The sequence below is a fragment of the uncultured Friedmanniella sp. genome (assembly GCF_964244285.1).
Lineage (GTDB): Bacteria > Actinomycetota > Actinomycetes > Propionibacteriales > Propionibacteriaceae > Microlunatus.
The window spans coordinates 26,707-48,041 of the sequence record NZ_CAXTHT010000009.1; the positions used below are offsets into that span (position 1 = coordinate 26,707).

The 21,335-nt window shown below is 72.6% G+C and carries 21 protein-coding genes; 14 read left to right on the forward strand and 7 right to left on the reverse strand.

Annotation, left to right across the window (positions count from 1 at the left end; all coding sequences use genetic code 11):
• Positions 1-223: 223 nt before the first annotated feature.
• Both ACFE7W_RS17390 and ACFE7W_RS17395 read right to left on the reverse strand, forming a co-directional pair.
• Positions 224-1,015, reverse strand: a complete 792-nt coding sequence (locus ACFE7W_RS17390) for an ABC transporter ATP-binding protein (RefSeq protein WP_375426087.1) — start codon at positions 1,013-1,015, stop codon at positions 224-226.
• The gene (locus tag ACFE7W_RS17395) at positions 1,012-2,313 is read right to left on the reverse strand and encodes an amidohydrolase family protein (protein WP_375426088.1); all 1,302 of its coding nucleotides are present in this window, start codon (positions 2,311-2,313) and stop codon (positions 1,012-1,014) included. The genes ACFE7W_RS17390 and ACFE7W_RS17395 overlap by 4 nt, the downstream gene beginning before the upstream one ends.
• A gap of 186 nt (positions 2,314-2,499) precedes the next feature.
• Between ACFE7W_RS17395 and ACFE7W_RS17400 the strand changes: the two genes are divergently transcribed.
• A complete protein-coding gene (locus tag ACFE7W_RS17400) occupies positions 2,500-3,135 on the forward strand; it encodes a helix-turn-helix domain-containing protein (RefSeq protein ID WP_375426089.1) in 636 nt (211 codons plus the stop codon).
• On the forward strand, positions 3,135-4,142 hold the full coding sequence (locus ACFE7W_RS17405) for a PDR/VanB family oxidoreductase (RefSeq protein ID WP_375426090.1): 1,008 nt from the start codon (positions 3,135-3,137) through the stop codon (positions 4,140-4,142). Before ACFE7W_RS17400 ends, ACFE7W_RS17405 begins: the two co-directional genes overlap by 1 nt.
• A 69-nt stretch (positions 4,143-4,211) precedes the next feature.
• Here the strand turns inward: ACFE7W_RS17405 and ACFE7W_RS17410 are convergent, their stop codons facing one another.
• Both ACFE7W_RS17410 and ACFE7W_RS17415 read right to left on the reverse strand, forming a co-directional pair.
• A complete protein-coding gene (locus ACFE7W_RS17410) occupies positions 4,212-5,507 on the reverse strand; it encodes an amidohydrolase family protein (RefSeq protein WP_375426091.1) in 1,296 nt (431 codons plus the stop codon).
• Positions 5,508-5,536: 29 nt separating this feature from the next.
• Positions 5,537-8,560, reverse strand: coding sequence for a fibronectin type III domain-containing protein (locus ACFE7W_RS17415; RefSeq protein ID WP_375426092.1), 3,024 nt, complete (start codon positions 8,558-8,560; stop codon positions 5,537-5,539).
• Positions 8,561-8,704: 144 nt separating this feature from the next.
• On the opposite strand from ACFE7W_RS17415, the gene ACFE7W_RS17420 reads away from it, so the two are divergent.
• The 12 genes from ACFE7W_RS17420 (at position 8,705) to ACFE7W_RS17475 (ending at position 18,833) form a co-directional block, all read left to right on the forward strand.
• Positions 8,705-9,562 carry an ABC transporter ATP-binding protein gene (locus ACFE7W_RS17420; protein ID WP_375426093.1) on the forward strand — a complete coding sequence of 286 codons (858 nt, stop codon included), beginning with the start codon at positions 8,705-8,707 and terminating at the stop codon, positions 9,560-9,562.
• Positions 9,559-10,281, forward strand: a complete 723-nt coding sequence (locus ACFE7W_RS17425; protein ID WP_375426094.1) for an ABC transporter permease — start codon at positions 9,559-9,561, stop codon at positions 10,279-10,281. Before ACFE7W_RS17420 ends, ACFE7W_RS17425 begins: the two co-directional genes overlap by 4 nt.
• Positions 10,278-11,036, forward strand: coding sequence for an ABC transporter permease (locus ACFE7W_RS17430; protein ID WP_375426095.1), 759 nt, complete (start codon positions 10,278-10,280; stop codon positions 11,034-11,036). Before ACFE7W_RS17425 ends, ACFE7W_RS17430 begins: the two co-directional genes overlap by 4 nt.
• Positions 11,037-11,052: 16 nt before the next feature.
• Positions 11,053-11,994, forward strand: a complete 942-nt coding sequence (locus tag ACFE7W_RS17435) for an ABC transporter substrate-binding protein (protein WP_375426096.1) — start codon at positions 11,053-11,055, stop codon at positions 11,992-11,994.
• 81 nt (positions 11,995-12,075) lie between these two features.
• Complete coding sequence (locus tag ACFE7W_RS17440) at positions 12,076-12,960, forward strand: aldo/keto reductase (protein WP_375426097.1); 885 nt, start codon at positions 12,076-12,078, stop codon at positions 12,958-12,960.
• A 12-nt stretch (positions 12,961-12,972) separates the two neighbouring features.
• Positions 12,973-14,346, forward strand: a complete 1,374-nt coding sequence (locus tag ACFE7W_RS17445) for an MFS transporter (protein WP_375426098.1) — start codon at positions 12,973-12,975, stop codon at positions 14,344-14,346.
• A 49-nt stretch (positions 14,347-14,395) separates the two neighbouring features.
• Positions 14,396-14,593, forward strand: a complete 198-nt coding sequence (locus tag ACFE7W_RS17450; protein WP_375426147.1) for a ribbon-helix-helix protein, CopG family — start codon at positions 14,396-14,398, stop codon at positions 14,591-14,593.
• Entirely contained in the window at positions 14,590-14,973 is a 384-nt protein-coding gene (locus ACFE7W_RS17455) for a type II toxin-antitoxin system death-on-curing family toxin (protein WP_375426099.1), read from the forward strand. Before ACFE7W_RS17450 ends, ACFE7W_RS17455 begins: the two co-directional genes overlap by 4 nt.
• Positions 14,974-15,067: 94 nt before the next feature.
• The gene (locus ACFE7W_RS17460; RefSeq protein WP_375426100.1) at positions 15,068-15,808 is read left to right on the forward strand and encodes an ANTAR domain-containing protein; all 741 of its coding nucleotides are present in this window, start codon (positions 15,068-15,070) and stop codon (positions 15,806-15,808) included.
• Positions 15,809-15,888: 80 nt separating this feature from the next.
• The gene (locus tag ACFE7W_RS17465) at positions 15,889-16,611 is read left to right on the forward strand and encodes a hypothetical protein (protein ID WP_375426101.1); all 723 of its coding nucleotides are present in this window, start codon (positions 15,889-15,891) and stop codon (positions 16,609-16,611) included.
• Positions 16,612-16,699: 88 nt separating this feature from the next.
• Positions 16,700-17,524, forward strand: coding sequence for a cyclase family protein (locus ACFE7W_RS17470; protein WP_375426102.1), 825 nt, complete (start codon positions 16,700-16,702; stop codon positions 17,522-17,524).
• A 58-nt stretch (positions 17,525-17,582) separates the two neighbouring features.
• Complete coding sequence (locus tag ACFE7W_RS17475; protein WP_375426103.1) at positions 17,583-18,833, forward strand: MFS transporter; 1,251 nt, start codon at positions 17,583-17,585, stop codon at positions 18,831-18,833.
• A gap of 83 nt (positions 18,834-18,916) precedes the next feature.
• Here the strand turns inward: ACFE7W_RS17475 and ACFE7W_RS17480 are convergent, their stop codons facing one another.
• From ACFE7W_RS17480 to ACFE7W_RS17490, 3 genes are read right to left on the reverse strand one after another with little or no spacing between them, the layout of a single operon-like run.
• Positions 18,917-19,303, reverse strand: coding sequence for a MauE/DoxX family redox-associated membrane protein (locus tag ACFE7W_RS17480; RefSeq protein ID WP_375426104.1), 387 nt, complete (start codon positions 19,301-19,303; stop codon positions 18,917-18,919).
• Positions 19,304-19,317: 14 nt separating this feature from the next.
• Entirely contained in the window at positions 19,318-19,788 is a 471-nt protein-coding gene (locus tag ACFE7W_RS17485) for a GNAT family N-acetyltransferase (RefSeq protein WP_375426105.1), read from the reverse strand.
• Positions 19,785-21,311, reverse strand: a complete 1,527-nt coding sequence (locus tag ACFE7W_RS17490) for a hypothetical protein (protein ID WP_375426106.1) — start codon at positions 21,309-21,311, stop codon at positions 19,785-19,787. The genes ACFE7W_RS17485 and ACFE7W_RS17490 overlap by 4 nt, the downstream gene beginning before the upstream one ends.
• Positions 21,312-21,335 lie beyond the last annotated feature (24 nt).

Below are 21,335 nucleotides of genomic sequence, written 5' to 3' on the forward strand. Positions count from 1 at the left end.
AACCGCGACGAACGACCGAGATGCGGCGAAGCCCAGGACCCCGGAGCGCGGAGCGCGACCAGGAAGCTCGGTCATGGGCGAAGCCTCTCGGGAGTGAGGAGGGGTTCCGGACGATGCGCGGACCTGGCACGACGCCGAACCCTGTCGTCCGGAACCGCGACGAACGACCGAGATGCGGCGAAGCCCAGGACCCCGGAGCGCGGAGCGGGGCTACCGAACTTGCTCACGAGTGGGCTCCGCGTAGCGCGTGCGACACCTGGCCGCTGAGGGCCGCGAACTCCGGGGTGAAGCGGAAGTCCGGATCCCGCGGGTAGGCCTGGTCGACCTCGAAGCTGTCGACGATCCGGCCGGGCCGGCCGCTCATCACCACCACCCGGGTGGAGAGGTAGACGGCCTCGGCCACGGAGTGGGTGATGAACAGGCCGGCGAAGCGGCGCTCGCCGAAGATGCGGAGGAGCTCGTCCCCCAGACGTTCGCGGGTGATCTCGTCCAGGGCCCCGAACGGCTCGTCGAAGAGGAACAGCTCGGGGTCCAGGGTGAGCGAGCGGGCCAGCGACGTCCGCATCTTCATCCCGCCGGAGAGCTGGCGTGGCAGGTCACCCTCGAACCCGGTCAGCCCGACGAGGTCGATGGCCGCCTTGGCCTTCGCCGCCCGATCGCGCCGCGGCTCCTTGGCCAGCTCGGCGAGCAGCTCGACGTTGGCCTGGACGGTCCGCCACGGCAGCAGCGTCGCGTCCTGGAACACGTAGCCGATCCGGCCGGTCCCCAGCGTGACCGAGCCCTCGCTCGCGGTCTCCAGCCCCGACGCGATCCGCAGCAGGGTGCTCTTGCCGCAGCCGCTCGGCCCGACCACGGTGACGAACTCGCCGCGGCGGACGGTGAGGTCGACGCCGGAGAGCGCCACCGTCCCGTTCGGGAACTGCATGGCCACGCCGCGGAAGTCGGCCAACGGTTCCTCGGCTGCCGGGGCCGACCCCGCGTCGGAGGGGACGGCAGGTGTGGTGGGTGCGGTCACCGGAGGGCCTCCACGGGGGTCGGTTCGGACGAGGACGCCTCGAACGAGGACGGGGCGAACGAGGACGGGGCGAACGAGGACGGGGCGAGCTCGAGGGAGGTGGTGGTGCGCGCGACCAGTCGGCCGGCCCGGAACACCAGCCGGTCGGCGGGGGCATCGGCGACGACCTCGGCGAGGTCGGCGCCACGCACCGCCAGCAGGTCGGCGGCCGCACCCGCGGTCGGCCCGGCGAGCGGCAGCCGCATCACCTCACGGGCCCCGGAGCTGACGGCGGCGTAGGCCTCCGCCACGGTCAGGTGGCCGGCGACGACGAGCAGCATGGCCGTCTCGAGCGCGTCGCCACGGCCGAGCGGGTTGAACGGGTCGCGCACGTTGTCCGCACCGGCGGCGAAGCGGACGCCCGCGTCGACCAGCTCGCGGACGGGGGTGAGCCCGCGTGGCGTCGAGGTCGGGTGCTGCCAGCCCTGCAGGTAGAGGTTGGTGATCGGGTTGGCGATCACCCCGACGTCGCTGGCCAGGACCTCGGCGATGATCCGTTGGCGTTCGGAGGTCTCCAGCGTCCCGAGCCGGCAGCAGTGCCCGGCCGAGACGTTGCTGCTCCAGCCGCGGACGGCCAGGGCGAAGGCGTCGAGGGTGACGGGGCCGTCCAGGGACTCGTCCACGTGCAGGTCCACCCCGACCCCACGGCGCTCGGCGATCGCGAGCAGCCGGGCCAGGTCGGCGTGGGGTTCCAGCGCCAGGTGGGGGGCGCCGCCGACCAGGTCGACCCCGGCATCCAGCGCGGCCTCGATCGACGCGTCGGGGACCTCCGGCCCGGCCAGGGCCACCAGCTCGAGGTCGACCAGCGGGGCCAGCTCGTCGCGGACCCGGACCAGGGCGCGGGTGTTCAGGGTGGGGTCGTCGCCGCGGCGGATGTCCACGTGGGTGCGGATGGCGGTGGTGCCCCTCGCGAGCATGGCCAGGGCCTGCGCCCGCGCCCGCTCCGCGACGTCGTCCTCGCTCATCACGGCCGCGTAGCCCACCCAGGAGGTGATGGCGGTGACCAGGTCGCCCATCGGCGGCCTGATGGCCGTCCACGAGCGGGCCTTGTCGAGGTGCGCGTGCGGGTCGGCCGCGGCCGGCAGCAGCACGTAGCCCGCGAGGTCCAGCTCACCCGCGCCCAGGGCCGCCCTCGGGTCGCCGACAGGCTGCGCCGGCCGGACGGCCAGCACGGTACCGCCGGCGAGGTCGACGTCCACCCGGGAGCCGTCGGCCAGCGTCGCGTCGCGGAGCGACGACACCTGGGCGGGTAGCGCCACCGTCCCCCCGTCTTGAGGCTGGTTGGGCTGGTCGAGCGGAGTGGTCGGACGACCCGCTCCTGCAGGGTGCTGCTGGCTATTGACTCTGTCAATATCCCCTCACCGTAGGGGGGATGTGTTCCGGTCGTGTTGCCGCGGCGTCTCCCGGTCGTAACGCCGGAAGTACCGCCTAGAGTCAGGGTTCTGATGGCGACACCCACCACCACCGACGACGCGCGCATCGGCCAGTACGTGCGCCGGCTGAGGCACGCCCGAAGCCTGACGCTGACCCAGCTCGCGGGCCTGTCCGACCTGTCGCAGCCCTTCCTGTCCCAGCTCGAACGCGGCCAGGCCCGGCCCAGCATGGCTTCGCTGGGCCGCATCGCCCGGGCGTTGGGCAGCAGCCAGCTGGAGATCCTCTCCGGCGCCGCGTCGCTGACGGCCGAGCCGACCGTGCCGGTCCCCGGCCTCGTCCGCGCGGACGAGGGCGACCAGGGGCCCTACGGGCTGGGGACGGCCCGGCTGCTCGTCAGCGGCGACCGGCCCTTCTACCCGATGCTCGTGGAGTCCTCGAACGTCGACGCCGGCGGGTACCACCGCCACGCCGAGGACGAGTTCCTGCACGTCCTGGGCGGCCGCTGCCGGGTGGACCTCGACGACCAGGGAACCCATGAGCTCGGCCCGGGAGACTCGCTGTACTACGCCGGCGGCACCTCGCACCGGTGGTCCTCCCCCGACGGGGCGGCGTACCGGGTCTTCGTGGTCAAGCAGCACCTCACGGTCACCGGATCGGCTCCCGAGCTGGGCCCGGACGACCCGTCGCCGCGGACCGAGGCGACCTGATGGCCGGCATGTTCAGCGACGTCGAGCGGGAGTGCGTGGTCACGGCCTGCACGCCGGTGGCCGAGGACGTCGTGCTGCTCGAGCTCGTCCCCGCCAACGGCCGCGACCTGCCGCCCTGGGAGCCCGGCTCGCACATCGACCTGCTGCTACCCCGCGCCGGAGGCGCACCCGGTGAGCCCGGCACCGAGAGGCTCCCGCTGGAGCGGCAGTACTCCCTCTGCGGCGACCCGGCCGACCGCTCGCGCTACCGGGTCGCGGTGCTGCGCGAGGTCGACGGCCGGGGCGGCTCGGCCGCGGTGCACACCGACCTGTCGCCCGGAGCCGCGTTGCGGATCCGCGGCCCGCGCAACCACTTCGCCTTCGAGCCGCCGGCCGGCGTCCCGGTGGTGTTCGTGGCCGGCGGCATCGGGATCACGCCCTTCCTGTCGATGACGGCGGCCGCCGCGGCCGACGGTCACGACCTGACGCTGCTCTACGCCGGCCGGGCGCGACGCCGGATGGCCTTCGTCGACGAGCTGGTGCAGCGCTACGGCGAGCGGGTCCGGGTGCACGTCAGTGACGAGCAGACCCGGCTGGACGTCGCGCTCACTGTCGCCGGCCTGCCGGCCGAGGCCCACGTGTACGCCTGCGGGCCCGTCGGGCTGATCAGCGCCGTCGAGCAAGCCTGGGGCGACCGGCCCAGCGCGCAGCTGCACGTCGAGCACTTCGAGGCGATCGAGTTCGGACCGCCCGTCTGGCCGGAGCCGTTCGAGGTCGAGCTGGCCCTGACCGGGGTGACGGTCGAGGTGCCGCTGGACCGCAGCATCCTGGACGTGGTCGAGGAGCAGGGCGTCCTGGTGGTCTCGTCCTGCCGCAAGGGCACCTGCGGCACCTGCGAAGCGCCGGTGCTGGAGGGCGAGATCGAGCACCGCGACTCCGTGCTCTCCCCCGACGAGCAGGAGGCGGCCGACACGATGATGATCTGCGTCTCCCGCGCCGCCGGCCCCCGCCTGGTCCTCGACCTCTGACCAAAGAGGGGTCCCGAGCCGGTGGAAGGGCAAGCCCCCGCGCCCTTCCATCAGCTCGCAAGGTTTCGCTCAGCGGCCGACGCGGGCGTGCAGGTCGGCGGCGACCGACCGCTCGTCGGCGGTGACCAGGCGTCCGTCTCGGACAACGACCCGGCCGGCCACGACGACGTGTCGGGGACGCCGCCCGGGTGCGGCCCAGACCAGCCCCGCCACCGGGTCGGCCACGCCGGCGTCGGCGACCCCCGAGACGTCCCAGACGCAGACGTCGGCGGCCGCACCCGGCCGCAGGTGGCCCAGCTCGGGTCGGCCCAGCCCGGTCGCCGAACCCGTGGTCGCCATCTCGAGCACGTCCCGGGCCGCGAGCGAGCCCCCGGCCAGCGGGGCGACCTGCAGGGCCAGCCGGGCGTCGGCCAGCAGGTGGCCCGCGTCGTTGCTGCCGCCACCGCTGGTCCCCAGCCCGACGGCGACGCCCGCCGCCCGCAGTGCCGCGACAGGGGCCACCCCCCACCCCATCGGCAGGTCGCAGCCGGGCGCGTGGGTGGCGCTCACCCCCGCCGCCGCGATCCGTGCGATCTCGGCCGGCGTCACGTCGCAGAGGTGGGCCAGCGTCACGTCCTCAGCCAGCCACCCCCACTCCTCGAGCAGCTCCAGCGGGCGGCGGGCGTAGCGTTCCGCCGCCACGGCGACGTCGACCTGCTCGTTGCTCTGGGTCCGCCGGCGCAGACTGAAGCGGGCCGCCACCTCACCGAGCAGGCGGAAGGTGGCTTCGGAGTCGCTGTGCACGCCGGCCGGACCGACGGCCAGCTGCAGCATCCCGTCGGCGCTGACCCCGCCCGGGCGCCCGGGCACCAGGTTCTCCGCGATGGCCGTCGCGGACGCCGCGGCGGTCTCCGGGTCGTCGCGGGCGGTCCCCCGGACGAAGACCAGCCGCGAACCGAGCGCGCGGGCCGCGTCGGCGGCGGCCCGGGCCAGGGCGACCGTGTCCGCATCGGCCGGCCAGGTCAGGTGGTGGTCGGCCACGGTGGTGACGCCGCAGAGCAACGCCTCCGCCAGGCCGGCGCGGGCCGCGAGCCAGCAGAGCTCGGGATCCACCCCGGCCGCGGTGTAGGCGGCGGCCATCGCCGGCAGCCACGCGGCCATCGGTACCCCCCGCGTGCCGGGCAGCGTCCGGAAGGCGGTCTGCAGCAGGTGGTGGTGCGCGTTGACCAGACCGGCCGTGACCACGCAGCCCGACACGTCCAGGACCTCGGCGCCGGGCGCCGGCCCGACGACGACCTGTCCGCCGTCGAGGTGGACGGGCCCGGTGGTCACCGTGGCGGCGTCGACCAGGACGGCTTCCGCGCCGACCAGCGACAGCGCCGGCACGGACCCTGGACCTGCCGCAGAGCCCGCCGTCACGAGGTGGTCCAGATCGCCGCCTGGCTCACCGGGGTGGCCTCTCCCGTGCTGACCACCGCCTGGACGCTCAGGGTGTAGGCCTGCCCGACGGCCAGGCTGGTCATGGTGAAGGTGCGGGTGCCGGCGGACACCACCGTCGTGTACGCGCCCACCCCGACGCTGTCGGTGCCGTCGCGGGACACACGGTAGCCGGTGACGGTCTTGCCGCCGCCGATGATGGGCACGTTCCAGGTGAGCGTCGCCTGGCCGGACGCCGGCTGCCGGACCGAGACCGAGGAGGGCGCGGAGACCGTGCTGAACGAGCTCGGCACGACCTCGGCGCTCACCGGGGCTCCCGCCCCGGCGGCGGTGACCGCCTGCACGGTCAGGCGGTAGGTGCGGCCCGGGACCAGCGAGGTCAGGGTGTTCGTCTGCGTAGTCGCAGACAGCACCGTGCTGTACGGCCCGACGCCCTTCTCGTCCGTGCCGTCGCGGGAGACCCGGTAACCCGTGACCGCCGGAGAGCCGCCCGCGGGCGGCGACCAGCTGATGCTGGCCCGACCCGGGTCGGTGGGCCGGACGGACACCGTGGTGGGCGCGGTCACCAGGCCCGGACCGAGCACCGTCACCCGGACCGACGCGGCCACGCCGGCGCCCTGGGCGTTCACCGCCGCCACCGTCAACGTGTAGATCCTGCCCGGGACCAGCCGGGTCAGCGTGAAGCTGCGCGCGGTCGCGGCGACCGTGGTCGCGTACGCACCCTCACCCGCGCTGTCCACGCCGTCGCGGGTGACCCGGTAGCCGCTCACGGCGGACTTGCCCGGCGCGGTCGGTGGGGACCAGCTGAGAGTTGCCGACGCGGTGGCGCCCTGCCGGGCCGTGACCGCCGTGGGCACCGACGGTGCGGGGGCGAGGTAGCCCGTGAGGGTCGAGGCGGACGCCGGCGTGACGTAGCTGTGCGTGGCCGTCCCGTGGTCGGACCACCACTCGAAGCCGTAGGGGCGGCCGCCCAGGTTCTGGGCGGGCACCATGACCTGGAGCCCGTAGCCCTGCCACGACGTGACCGTGGTCGGACCCGTTACCGACACGCCGTTCACGGTCACCTTCGCACCCGTCGGCGAGCTGGCGAGGGTGACCGGCACCTTCACCGGGTTGAAGGTCCGGCTGACCGTCGTGGTCACCCCGGCGGAGTCGGTGGCGCTGAGCCGGATCTCCAGGTAGCTGCTGGCCGCCGCGTCCAGGTCCTCCGGCGCCGGCCCGGCGAGGGGGATGTCGTTGCCGCTGACCGGCCCCAGGCAGGGGTGCGTGTGGGTCTGGTGGTGGCGCAGCACCGTCCAGCTCAACGCGGACGCGGGCAAGGCGCCGTCCTCGGCGTCGGTCGCCGTCCCGCTCAGGGTGTACGCCCCGCCCACCACGAACTGCTGGCCGGACGTCGGCGTGCTGATCCTCACCGCCGGGGCCCGGTCGCCGGGATGGACCACTACCGACGCCGACGAGGACGCGCCCGCGGCGTCCCGCACCGTCAGGATCGCGGTGAAAGCCCCGGCCCTGGCGTAGGTGTGGGTGGTCGTCGCGCCTGTCGTCGTGGTCCCGGCGGTCCCGTCGCCGAAGGCCCAGCTGTAGCTGAGGGAGCCGCCGTCCGCGTCGGTCGAGGTCGAGCCGTTCAGCGTGACCGTCAGCGGGAGGGCGCCCGAGGTCGGCGAGGCGGTGACCCGGGCGACCGGAGCCCGGTTGGCCGTTCCGGTGGCCGCCAGCCTGCGCACCTCGCCGCCGCCGGCGTAGCTGGTGTAGTAGAGCGACTGGCCGGCGCCGTCCCCTCCGCCGGCCACGTCGGGAGCGAAGGTCATCGCCACGGCGCTGCTCGAGCCGAGGCCGCTGACCAGCGTGGTCCGCACCCCGCCCGGGCTGAGCGCGAAGATCGTGCCACAGACGTAGTCGCTGAACAGGTACGAGCCGTTGTAGGCGGCCGGCCAGACGCCGGTCGGCACGTAGGCCCCGCCGGTGATCGAGCCGCAGGAGACCCCGCCCACCGTGGTCGAGTGCGGGTAGTCATAGACCGGGTCAGTCAGACCGGCGGGCGTCGGGGAGCCGCAGCTGGACTCGGAGTCGGTCCTCTGGCAGTGCCCCTCGCGGGTGTTCCAGCCGTAGTCGGCTCCGCGGGCGCCCTGGTCGATCTCCTCCCAGACGTTCTGGCCGACGTCGTCGATCCGGAAGGTGGTACCCGTCGCGTTGGGGTCGAACGCGAACCGGAACGGGTTGCGCAGGCCCACCGCGTAGGCCTCCTGACAGGTCGTGCCGGCGGCGGCCGGACCGGTGTTACAGCGGGCGGTGCCCGTGCCGGTGAACGGGTTGTCGGTCGGGATACCGCCGCTGGTCGTGATCCGCAGCACCTTGCCGTTGAGGACGTTGCGGTCGCGGCTCGTGTCGTTGTCCCCGCCGCAACCGCTGCCGCCGGCGTGGGTGGCGTCGCCGTGGTAGTCACAGCCGCCGTCGCCGGTGGTGACGTAGAGGTAGCCGTCGTGGCCGACGTGCAGGTCGCCGGCGTTGTGGTAGCCAGCGGTGGAGTAGATGCCGTCCAGCAGCCGCACCTCGCTGGCCGGGTCGATCACGTCGCCGGTCATGGTGAACCGGGACACCCGGTTGCGCGGCGCGCCGGCCGGGTTCGGGCCGCTGCCGGCCACCGGACAGGTCGCGTCGCTGCCCCTGGCGGTGTAGAAGACGTAGACGGTGCGACTGGTCGGGTCCGGGTCCGCGGCCACCCCCAGCACCCCGCGTTCGGAGTTGGTGCAGTTCTTCCCGGCCAGGTCGAGGGCCGGCGTCGCCAGCAGCACACCGTTCTTGACCACCCGGATCTGACCACCCTGGGACGCCACGAGCAGCCGTCCGTCCGGGGTGGCCGCCAGGGCCGTCGGGGACGGGACGGAGGCGACCTGTGAGTCGGTGAACCCGACCGGCACCGCCGCGGCGACCGCCGGCCGCGAGCCGGCGGTCAGTGCCGTGGTCAGCAGCAGGAGCGCGAGCAACGGGCGAAGCGGACTCACGCGAGGTCCCATCGGTGGTGGCTTTCGACCCCTCCACGATGACCGCAGGATGCTTGCCCGTCGAGATAGTCGGGAACGTGCCTGTGCTCGACCGCGAGGGCCCGGCTACTCTGTGGAATCCCTGAGGCCGGATGAGGTAAGTCCATGATCGAGTTCCGTTCGGTGACCAAGAGTTTTCCTGACGGCACGGTAGCCGTGGAGAACTTCAGCTTCACCCTGCCCTCCCGCCAGACCACGGTCCTCGTCGGGTCGTCCGGCTGCGGCAAGACCACCCTGCTGCGGATGATCAACCGGATGATCGACCCCACCTCGGGGACGATCACGATCGACGGCGAGGACATCGCCGGCCGCGACAAGGTGGCCCTGCGGCGCAGCATCGGCTACGTGCTGCAGTCCTCCGGGCTGCTGCCGCACCGCAAGGTGGTGGACAACGTGGCCACCGTGCCCGTCCTGAACGGCGTCCCCAAGGCCAAGGCGCGCACCCAGGCGCTGGAGCTGCTGGACCTCGTCGGGCTCGACCGGGCCATGGCCGAGCGCTACCCGCGGCAGCTCTCGGGTGGCCAGCAGCAACGCGTCGGCGTGGCCCGGGCCCTGGCCAGCGACCCGAACATCCTCCTGATGGACGAGCCGTTCGGTGCCGTCGACCCGATCGTCCGCACCGACCTGCAGGTGGAGCTGAACCGGCTGCAACGCGAGCTGGGCAAGACGATCGTCTTCGTCACCCACGACATCGAGGAGGCGTTCACCCTCGCCGACCAGGTGATCATCTTCCGCAAGGGCGGCGTCATCGCCCAGGCCGGCTCGCCGGCGGAGATCCTGGCCCACCCGGCGGACGACTTCGTGGCCACCTTCATCGGCGCCGACAAGGGCAAGCGCGACCTGCACCTGCAGCAGCGCCCCGGCGACGACGGCCTGACGCTGGTGGTGGACGGTGACGGCCGTCCGGTCGGCCTGCTCGGCGACGCCGGAGCCACCGCCCCAGCCGAAACCTCCGTGTCATGAGCTGGACGACGGAGAACCTCGACCTGATCGGTCAGCTGACCCTCAACCATGTCCGGCTGGCGGTCATCCCGATCGTGGTCAGCTTCGTGCTCTCGATCCCGCTGGGCTGGCTGGCCAACCGCAACCGGGCCCTGCGCGCGGTGGTGATCACCGGCGGCAGCCTGTTGTTCACGATCCCTTCGCTGCCGCTGTTCGTGATCTTGCCCTTGATCATCCCGACGCGGGTGCTCGACGAGACCAACCTGGTGGTGGCACTGAGCATCTACGGTGTCGCGATCATGGCCCGCTCGGCCGCCGACGCCCTGGCCTCGGTGCCCGACCCCACGCTCGACGCGTCGACCGCCATCGGCTTCTCCCCGCTGGCCCGCTTCTTCCGGGTCGAGCTGCCCCTGGCCGGGCCGGTGCTGCTGGCCGGTATCCGGGTGGTGTCGGTGAGCACCATCGCCCTGGTCTCGGTCGGGGTGATCATCGGCTCGGCCAACCTGGGCTACCTGTTCCAGAACGGCAAGCAGCGCGGCATCCTCGAGGAGGTCGTCGTCGGGATCGTGGTCAGCCTGCTGCTGGCCCTGTTCTTCGACCTGCTGATCCTGGGGATCGGCCGGCTGCTGATGCCCTGGCGCGAGGACCCGCGGGCCGGTCGCCGAGGGGACTCCCGGTCGGCTCGGCAGCCCGTGCGCCGCCCCGACGAGGCTCCGGCACTGAGCGGGAGCGCGCGGTGAACCTGCTCCTGAGCGCCCTGCGCTGGCTCTTCGACCCGACCAACTGGGCGGCGGGCAGCCAGAGCCCGCTGCCGATCCAGGACCGGCTGGTCGAGCACCTGGCCTACACCGCCATCGCCGTGGTCATCGCCGCCCTGATCGCGCTGCCGCTGGGCTGCTACATCGGCCACACCGGGCGCGGCCGGCAGTTCGTGATCGGCTTCACCGGTTCGATGCGGGCGCTGCCGACGCTGGGACTGCTCTTCTTCCTGCTGATGGTGTTCGGCTACTTCCTGTCCTACGACACCGCGCCGCTGGTCGGGGCCACCATCGCCTTCGTGATCCTGGCCATCCCGTCGATGCTGGCGGGGGCGTACTCGGGGCTGGAGTCGGTCGACCGCCAGACCATCGACGCGGCCCGGGCCAACGGCATGACCGAGTGGCAGATCCTCACTGCTGTGGAGATCCCGCTGGGGCTGCCGTTGATCATCGGCGGCATCCGGGCCGCCGTGCTGCAGGTCATCGCCACCGTGACCATCGCCTCCTACGCCGGGCTCGGCGGCCTCGGCCGGATCATCACCAGCGGCATCGGGCTGAACGACTACGATCTGATCCTGGGTGGGGCCCTCCTGGTCACTGCCCTGGCCCTCCTGGTCGACGGAGCCTTCGCTCTGCTGCAGCGGGCCACGGCCACGAAAGGTCTGACGGACAGCAAGGCGGCCGGACGCCGCACAGCCAGTCGGTCGCCACGGCCGCGAGCGCGTCAAGACGCGTAACACGAAAGGGACCCCTATGTTCTCCTCCTCACTCCTGCGCTCGGCGCGGCTGCTGCTCGTGGTCGGCCTGGCCGGCTCGCTCGCCGCCTGCGGCTCCAGCAACCCGACCGCCGCGCCCCCCGCCTCCTCCGCGCCCGCGGGCAAGATCGTCATCGGCTCCTTCGCCTTTCCCGAGAGCGAGATCCTCGGCAACATCTACGCCCAGGCCCTGGAGGCCAAGGGCATCCAGGTCCAGACCAAGTTCAACATCGGGCCCCGCCAGCAGACCATCCCCGCCCTCAAGGACGGGTCGATCAACCTGATTCCGGAGTACAACGGGAACCTGCTGGCCTTCTACGACACGAAGTACACGGCGCGGACCACCGCCGACGTGGACGCCGCCCTGGTCGACAAGGTGGCCGTCGACAAGCTGCGGGTGCTCAAGTCGGCGCCCGCGGAGGACAAGGACGCCTACGTCGTCACCCGCAAGACCGCGGACGCGAAGGGCCTGGCCGCGATCGGCGACCTGTCCAAGCTGGTGCCCTTCAAGCTGGGCGCCAACCCCCAGTTCGGCGAGCTCGGCTACGGCATCCCCGGCCTGAAGAGCGTCTACAAGGTCGGCGCCAACGCCAAGGACGTCACCTTCGTCCCGATCGAGGACTTCGGCGGCCCGGACACCGTCAAGGCACTGGTGGACGACTCCGTCCAGGTGGCCGACATCTACACCACCTCCCCGGCGATCAAGACCGACGACCTGGTCGTCCTGCAGGACCCGGAGAACATGATCAGCTCGCAGAACATCGTGCCCCTGGTGGCCGACTCGGTCTACACCGACCAGCTCGGGACGACGCTGGACGCCGTGTCGGCCGCGCTGACCACCGACGACCTGATCGCCCTGAGGGACCGGGTCGAGGGCAAGGAGAAGGCCTCGGCCGAGACCGCCGCCAAAGAGTGGCTGTCCTCCAAGGGCCTCATCTGAGCCCGGCACCCGGTTGGGTATCGGCAGGGCGGGGTAGCAGGGTGAGCGGTGACACACGGCAACGACGCTGAGGACGGTTCGATGGGCGCGCAGAGCAAGGGAACGGACGAGTCGGTCCGGACGGACCAGACCGAGGTCGGCCAGATCGAGATCGCGCCGGGGGTGCAGCTCGCCCAGATCGGGCTGGGGGTGTTCCAGGTCCCGCCGGACGAGGCGCAGCGCGTCGTCGAGGACGCACTCGAGCTGGGCTACCGGCACATCGACACCGCAGCCGCGTACGTGAACGAGACCGGGGTGGGGGCTGCGATCAAGGCGAGCGGCCTCGCACGGGAGGAGGTGTTCGTCACCTCCAAGCTGCGCAACGGCGACCAGGGCTACGACTCCACGTCCCGGGCGTACGCCGACACCTGCGGTCGGCTGGGCCTCGACCGGCTGGACCTCTACCTGATCCACTGGCCCTACCCCTCGGCCGGGTTGTTCGTGGACAGCTGGCGGGCGCTGGAGAAGCTGGCGGCCGACGGCAGCGTCCGTTCGGTCGGGGTCTCCAACTTCCTGCCCGAGCACCTGGACGCGATCGCCGCCGCAAGCGAGCTGCGTCCCGCGGTCAACCAGGTCGAGCTGCACCCGACCTTCCAGCAGACGCCCGTGCTCGCCGCCACCCGGGCGGCCGGTGCGGCGGTCGAGGCGTACTCCCCGCTCGGCCAGGGGGCCGACCTGGACTCCGCGCCAGTGCTCGCCGCGGCCCGGGTGCACGAGGCGACCCCCGCCCAGGTGGTGCTGGCCTGGCACCTGCAGCAGGGCCACATCGTCATCCCGAAGACGGCCCGGCGCGAGCGGATGGTGGAGAACCTGGCCGCCGCTTCGCTCCGGCTGTCGGAGGGGGAGCTGGCCGACATCAGCGGTCTCGACTCCGAGGCTCGCATCGGTGGCGACCCGGCCACGTTCGCCCTGACCCAGATCCGCTGAGACCGGGACGACATGAGCACGTCGACGTCCGGCCCCGCCGTCCCCTCGGCGGAGGCCGCAGCGCCCACCACCCGGCAGGTCCGTACGGTCGTGCTGGCCGCGTCCTTCGGCAACCTGGTGGAGTGGTTCGACTTCACCACCTACGGGCTGTTGGCTGCGGTCATCGCCAAGCACTTCTTCACGGCCCAGGGTTCGAGCGGCGGCAGCACCCCGCTGTTGCTCGCCTTCGCCACGTTCGGGGCCGGCTTCCTCGCCCGGCCGCTCGGCGGTCTGGTCATCGGCCTGTTCGGGGACCGGCGGGGCCGTAAGCCCGCCCTGCTGCTCTCCATCGCCCTGATGGGGTTCTCGACGTTCGTGGTGGCGATCCTGCCCGACCAGGCCGCGATCGGGGTGGCCGCGCCGACCCTGCTCGTTCTCGCCCGGCTGCTGCAGGGGCTGGCGGCGGGGGGTGAGTGGGGCGGGGCTGCGTCCTTCCTGGTCGAGTGGGCGCCGACCGGGCGCCGGGGTCTGCTCGGCAGCGTGCACACGGCCACGATCTTCGTCGGCACGCTGGTCGGCTCGCTGGTGATCGCGGCGTTGACGGCCGGCCTCGGCGCCGACCGGATGGGCGACTGGGGCTGGCGGATCCCGTTCGCGATCGGTGGCCTGCTGGCCCTGATCGCCATCCCCGTCCGGCTCAAGGCCGAGGAGACGCCGATCTTCCGCGCCGAGGCCGAGCAGGGCCTCCGCACGCTCGCCGACCTCGAGCCGAGCGAGGTCGCCTCCTCGATGCCGACCACCCGCGGCGCGCTCACCCGGCGGCTCGCGTTCACGTTCTGTCTGGTCGGGATGCAGTCGGCCGCCGTCTACACCTACACCAGCTACTTCCCCACCTTCGTCACCAAGTACACGACGAACCACGGTCAGGCCGTCGGCTCCGGGGCGGCACTGTTCTCGAACGCGTTGGCCAGTGTCGTGGTGATCGCGGTGGTGCTGCTCTCGGGCCACCTCTCGGACCGGATCGGACGCAAGCCCGCCATGCTGGTCAGCTGCGTCCTGGTGCTGGTGCTGTCCTACCCGCTGATCCGGTTGGCCGCGGCCGCGGACAGCCTGGTCGTCACCGTCCTGGTGCAGTGCGTGCTTGCCGCGTCCGTCGCGCTGTTCCTCGGCTGCCTGCCCGTGGTCCTGGTCGAGCTCTTCCCCGCCCGCGTCCGCGTCGCCGGGCTCAGCACGTCCTACAACATCGCCTCGGCCGTCTTCGGCGGCTTCGCCCCCCTGATCGCCGCCGCCCTCGTCGCCGGCACCGCCCAGCCGGCGAACGCCTCCCTCTGGGCGGTGTTCGCGGCGCTGGTGTCCACCGCCGCGGTGCTGTTCTTCCGCGAGACCCGCGGCGTGGACCTAGCCTGACAATCCGTTCGCTCACTGGTATCAGCGGTGATACCGTCACGGTGTGACCATGACGCTGCGCCTGACCGACGACGAAACCGCGGCCCTGCGCCGCCGGGCGGAGCAGGAGTCACGGTCGATGCAGGAGGTCGCACGCCAGGCAGTCCGCGAGTACGTCGAGAACCACAGCCGGTCCGAACTGCTCGACGCCGTGCTCGACACCGAGTTGCCGCGTTACGCCGAGGCCCTGGAGCGGCTCGGTCAGTGATCTACCTGACCCTGGCCGAACTGCTGCACGTGGCCGAGCGGGTTCTGGGACCTGACGTCGGTGTCCGCGACCACGGCCTGCTCGAGTCGGCGCTGGCTCGGCCGCAGACCACCGTTTTCGGTAGGGATGCCTATCCGACACTGCCCGAGAAGGCAGCCGCGCTGCTGCACTCGGTCGCCCGTAACCACGCACTGGTGGACGGCAACAAGCGGCTGGCCCTCGCCGCCACCCTGGCGTTCCTCGGTATGAACGGCTACCGGCTGACCCTCAGCAACGACGAGGCGTACGAGCTGGTCATGGCCGTCGCCATCGGCACACTCGACGAAGTCGCCGCGATCAGCGACCAGCTCTCCACCGCGGTGGAGCCACGCTCGAGCTGACGCGAAACGGTTGACTTCTCCCGCGCCACGCCCGACGCTCAGAGACCAGGACGGCCGACCACCGGTCGGAACCGGGGACGCGGACGGGGGCGGGATGGCGGACGAGGTCACGGGTGGGACGAGGGCGACGATCGACGTGGCGGCCGCGGTGCTCGACTACGTCCGCGGGGCCGAGCAGCTGGAGGGAACGACGCAGATCGCGCGCTACACCGTCGACCACGTCCGTGACGTCACGGGCGCGGAGTGGGCCGAGCTGGTCACCACCAGTCGCGGCGGTGCCGTCGAGGTCCTCGCGACCGCCGACCGCGAGGTCACCGACGAGCTGATGCAGGCCAGGCTGGAGACGGCCAACCCTCCCCCACCCGACGCCGCGCTGGCGACGCAGACGGTCGTGGTCGAGGACCTGTCGGCCGGATCGCCCTGGGGCGACTTCGGGTCGGTCGCGGTCGAGCGGACGCCGGTCCGGTCGGCCGTACTCCCCTACTTCACGGTGGCGGGTGGGCCGGCGGCGGTCCTCCCGGTGTACGACCGGCGGCCCGGGTACTTCTCCGCCGACCGGCAGCGCTACGTCCGGCTGCTCGCCGAGCTGTCGGCCCTCGCCCTCAGCCGGGTCGCCGCCGGTCGCGAGGCGGGACAGCTGGCCGCCGGCCTGCGCAGCCGCGGCGAGATCGGTACGGCGGTCGGACTGCTGATGGCGACCCTCGGGGTCGAGGCGGACGCGGCGTTCGACCTGCTCCGCGTCACCTCCCAGCGCCGCAACCGCAAGCTCGTCGACCTGGCGCGCGAGGTCGTCGCCACCGGAGCGCTCCCGGGCACCTCGCCCAGCGCCGGTTGATCCGGGCGCTGCGGGAACTGGCTACCGTCGGGGGTCGTGTCCTCCGGGCGGGTCAGGCAGGACGGGCTGACACTGTGGCCGTGGCTGACGCGGACCCGCTCGAGGAGGAACGAACGCGGCGACGGACGGCCCCGGGGGAGAACCGGCTGCCGCCAGCCGTCGCGGTGGTGGTGGCGGCGGTGGCCTACGCGTTGCTGCCCGAGCAGCTGCTGTTCGCTCCCCGGTTGGCGATCCCCATCGTCGAGGCGGCCCTGCTCGTCGCGCTGGTCGCCTCCAACCCGCGTCGGATGGTCCGCCGGACCCGATGGTCGCGGGCCGTCTCGATGGCCCTCGCCGGGCTCGTGATCGCCACCAACCTCGCCGCGCTCGGGATGCTCGTCGCCTCGCTGGCCAAGCCGGAGTCCGGCGGGTCGTCGCTGCTCGTCGCGGCCATCCAGGTCTGGCTGACCAACGTGATCGGCTTCGGACTCCTGTACTGGGAGCTCGACCGGGGCGGGCCGGTCGCCCGCCGCGAGCTGCGGCGCGACGAGCTGCCGCCGGCGGACTGGCGCTTCTCCCAGGACGAGAACGGGGACAACGTGACCGAGGTCGCGGCCTCCTCGAGCGAACACGGCGGCTGGATCCCGACCCTGGTCGACTACCTCTACCTGTCGACGACGAACTCCAGCGCCTTCAGCCCCACCGACACCATGCCGCTCAGCACCCGGGCCAAGATGCTGATGGCCGTCCAGGCCACGGCGGCACTGTTCATCACCCTGCTGATCGTCGCCCGCGCCGTCGGGTCGCTGGCCGGCGGCGGTTGAGACGTTCTGGTGACGCCGACCTCAGAGGAAGGCTATGTTCTCACCTGGACGTCGAGCGTCGTCGCCGCTGCCAGGGAGGGTGCTACGGATGCCGCCGTCGGACAACAAGCCCCGGGTGGTGGACCTGACCCTGCTGCTGGCCGAGGAACTGCCGTGCTGGTGGTCCACCCACATGCCGTTCCAGCAGAAGACGTTCTCCTACTTCGACGAGCGTGGCGACGCGGCGCGGCACGTGGTGAGCCGCAGCGGTGCCTACCAGACCCGCTGGCTGCTGGTCGACGAGCACACCGGCACCCACTGCGACGCCCCGGCGCACTTCTTCCCCGAGCCGGAGACCGGGCTGGAGGGGGCGGCCGAGATCGGCCGGGTGACCGTCGAGCAGCTGCCGCTGGACCAGCTCATGGGCCCAGCCGTGGTCATCGACGTGCCGCCGGACCTGCCGGGCGCAGGCCCGGGGGTCAGCCCGATCATCGGCCCGGAGCTGGTGACCGGTTTCGAGGCCGCCCACGGGCCGGTCGAGGCCGGTGACGTGGTGCTGTTCCGCAGCGGCTGGGACCGCCACTACGTCCGCGGCGAGGGCGGCTCGGCGTACTGCTACGACCCGCTGGTACTCAGGTCGGCGCCCGGCTGGCCCGCGCCCGAGCCGCCGGTGATGCGGCTGCTGGTCGAGCGGGGCGTGCGCTGCGTGGGCACCGACTCACCCAGCATGGGCTCCAGCCACGACGGGGCGCCGGTGCACCGCGAGGGTCTCGGCGCGGGCGTCGTCTTCGTGGAGGCCCTCGGCCGGCTCGACCAGCTGCCCCCACGCGGTGCCTTCTTCGTCTTCGCCCCACTCAACCTGGCCCGCGGTACCGGGGCCCCCGGTCGGGCCCTGGCCTGGCTGCCTACCGAGGAGGACTCCCACGACCACTGAGACCCCGGCGACGGCGCGCACCACGCCCGACCGCCGCTACCTGACGTACCTGATCATCGTGGCCGTCGCGGGCTGGGCCCTGGCCAGCTACGACAGCAACCTGCTCGTCCTCACCCTGCCGGACATCCAGAAGGACCTGCAGCTCTCCGACGGCAAGGTCGGCCTGCTGGGCTTCATCGTCTTCAGCGCCGAGTTCGTGATCGCCCTGTTCATCGGCTACGGGATGGACCAGAAGGGCCGCAAGTGGATGTGGATGTTCTGCCTGGCGATGGCAGCGGTCTTCACCGGGCTGACCTTCTTCGTCCAGAACTACTGGCAGCTCGCCCTGGTCCGTTCGCTCGCCTCCGCCTTCGCCCAGGCGGAGCTGGCCGTCTCCATCACCCTGGTCAACGAGCAGGTACCGGCCAAGCGCAGGGGCCTGCTCTACAGCGTCGTCCAGGGTGGCTACCCCCTCGGGGTGTTCCTGGCCTCCGGGGTCTACCTCCTGGTGGCCTCGCACGGCTGGCGGTCGGTCTTCCTCTGGGGCGTGGTGCCGCTGGCCGTGGTGGCGATCGGCCGCAGCAAGATCCGCGAGTCCGAGCGCTTCACCCACCTCAAGGCCATGCGCGTGGCCGTCGCCGCCCACGACACCGCCCGGGTCGCCCAGCTGGAGGATCAGTACCCCGTCGACGTCGAGGACCTCGAGCGCGGCTCCATCCGCGGCCTCTTCGCCACGCCAGGACCGGTCCGCAACACCCTCGTCCGGCTCAGCGTCGTCTGGCTGCTCTACGCCTCGGCCTTCGTGGCCGTGAACATCTACATCACGGTGTGGCTCACGAAGGAGAAGGGGTGGACCGAGACGCAGGTAGCCACGCTGCTGCTGGTCTCGGGCGGCATCGGCTACCTCTTCTACCTGCTCGGGGGCCTGCTGGGGGAGCGGTTCGGACGGCGCAACGTCCTGGTGGTCACCGGGCTGCTCGTCGGTCCGCTGAACCTGATCCTGCTGCTGACCACCAATCACGCGGCCATCGCGGTGATCTACTTCCTCGCCTTCCAGGCCACGAACGGGACGTGGTCCGGCGCCGGCTACTCCTACCAGGCCGAGAGCTTCCCGACCCGGGTGCGCGGACTGGCCATCGGCTGGATGAGCTCGATGTTCGTCGGCGGCCTGATGATCGGCAGCCTGCTCTGGACCCTGCTGGTCGCAAGCTCGAGCTTCACCGTCGCCTGGGTCGTGATCGGGGTGGTCATCGGCTTCGCCCAGGGCGTCAGCACCCTGCTGCTGCCGAACATCAAGCCCGGGCAGGAGCTGGAGGCCATCGCCCAGTAGCGCGCGGATCGACTGTGCGCTGACGCAGGTTTGCCAGGCCCGTTGGCCCGCTTCAGCGCACAGTCGAACCAATGGCGGTCCGTTCAGGACCTCCTGCTGTGGTCCGCGGGGCGCGCGACCCGCCACGCCCACCACACCAGCGGCACCTGCAGGGGCAGCCGGAGCGCGGTGACCAGCCGGGCGCGTGGTGATCGGGCGACCTGGGCCATGTAGAGGTTGCCGGGGAACACGCCGACGAACAGCGCCGCCGTGGCGAGGCCGCCGGTCCGGCGCGTGCGCGGCCAGGCCAGCAGCGCGGCGCAGGCCAGCTCGGCGACGCCGGAGCCGAGCGCCCAGGCCCGCTTGGTGCCGGGCAGCCAGGGCGGCAGGGCCGCGTCGAAGGTGTGCGGCCGCACCAGGTGCACCGTGCCGGTGAAGGTCAGCAGGCCGCTCAGGCCGAGGGCGGTCGGGTCGTACGCGTGGGTCCTCACCTGACCAGGGTCTCTCAGTTGCGTGCCGGCGCCGGCGGCGGCCCGAAGCGGGGCCTCGTCAGCGGCCAGTCCGCGGCGATCCAGCGGGGCACCAGGGCGTCGAGAGCGGCCTCGACCTCGGTGCCGACATACTCCTCGCGCACCCACCACGAGATCTCCGCGTCGAAGCCGGCGACCTCAGCGGGGTCGACGTAGACGCAGCCGATCAGCTCGGTCTCGTCGGCGTCGAAGACCGCGTAGTTGAAGGACTCGTGGGTCTCAACCTCCTCGGCGTGCCGCTGCAGGTCCTCGCGGTCCTGCTCACGGGTCATCGTCGCGGGCGGCCAGCCCCACGCGTCGCCGTAGACCGACCAGAGCCGCTCGCGCGAGCCCATCACCGCCAGCATGTCCAGGTCGACGTCCGCCGCGCGGATCGGTCGCAGATGGTGCCGCGGGGTCAGCTCGACGTGGACTGGGTGCTGCCAGTCGTCGGGGAGCCAGCTCACGAACCGATGGTGGCACGGTCGGGCTCGAGCTGCGAGCGGAGCTCCTCGACCAACCGGGCCCGGACGGCCTCCCGCTCGCGGTACTCCGCCTGCTGCTCCGCGGCCGCCCTGGTCGCCTCGTCGACGAGCTGGTCGATCCGCTGGTGGTCCGTCGCGATCGCCCGGAGTGCCGCCACCCGGTTGCGCCACGCCACGACCGCCGCGACGGCTCCGGCCACCGCGCCGAGCAGGAACAGGACGACGAGGGCGGTCGGCCAGCCGAGCGCCAGACCGACCAGGGCGAGGAGCAGCAGCACCCCGCCGACCAAGGCCGGCACCAGCGGTCGGGAGGTGGCGCGGGGGTTCGCCTGGACCACCCGGGACCGCACCTTCGCGAGCAGGGCGGCGTCCGGGCCGTCAGGACCCACGACGACGCTGCCGAAGGGGAGCGAGCGACGGATGCCCTCAGGCTGCGGGGACGGCTGGGCCGCCGCCGCCGCGACCGCCTGGGCCAGCCCCGGGCGCAGCCAGCCGAGCAGGACGGCGCGCCGGCCGGGATCGGTCGTGGTCTCGAACTCGGTTCGCACCACCGACCGCACCGCCACCGGATCCGGAGCCAGCGCCAGCCCGACCCTCGGGTGCTCGATCTTGCGACGCAGCTCGCCCGCCCGCTGGACCAGGTCGCGCTCGGGGTCGGACCCAGCGGTGACCACGGCGATCGCGACCGCCTGGAGCTCCGAACGGGGGTCCGCCGCCGGGGCGCCGGCCTCGGGGGCGTCGGCCGCCGGCGAGCTGAGCGGCATCAACACCCGGCCCTGCAGCAGGTCCGCGACCCACTGCAGCTGCGCCGTGCTGTCCTGGTCGGCGTGCTCGACCACCCACCGCTGCCAGTCCTTCGCGTCGCCCGTTGCGAGCGTCCCTCGCCACGCCTCGCCGACCGCGTCGATCAGCACCGTCCCCCCGGGCTCCGGTTCGGGGTAGACGCCCGCGAGGACCGCACGCCACAGGGCGACCTGCGCCGGGGTGAGGGTGCCGTCGCCGACCAGCAGGTCGGGCACCCGGGCGGCCACCAGGGCGCCGCGGTCGAGGGCGCCGAGGAGGACGACGATGAAGAGGTCGGTGTCGTGGGAGAGGGAGCGGGCCTGCTCCTCGGCCTCGGTGTCGGCTCGGCCCTCGACCAGGGCGATGACGGCGTTCGTCGCGTACGGCAGCCAGTAGCCCTCGGCCTCGGGCGCGATCCGGGCGGGACGGCCACCGGCCGCGAGGGCCTGCAGGGTCGCGACCACCTTGCGGCGGATGGTGGCCTCCGCGCCGTAAGCCGCCAGCTGCTCGCGGACGTCACCCAGCTCGACGTAGGCGTCGAAGGCCGCCGACAGCGCGCTCAGCCGGCTGTCGAGCGAGCCCTCCAGCGAGGCGAGCTGGCTGCTGAGCCGGCTGTTGGTCGCCCGGGCGGAAGCCGCCTGCGCCGACAGCTGGTCGACCTCCGAGGCCAGCATCTTGTCCCGGCCGTAGTCGCTCGCGAAGAGCCAGTTCCAGTCCGTCATGCCCGACATCATCACCTGTCCCGG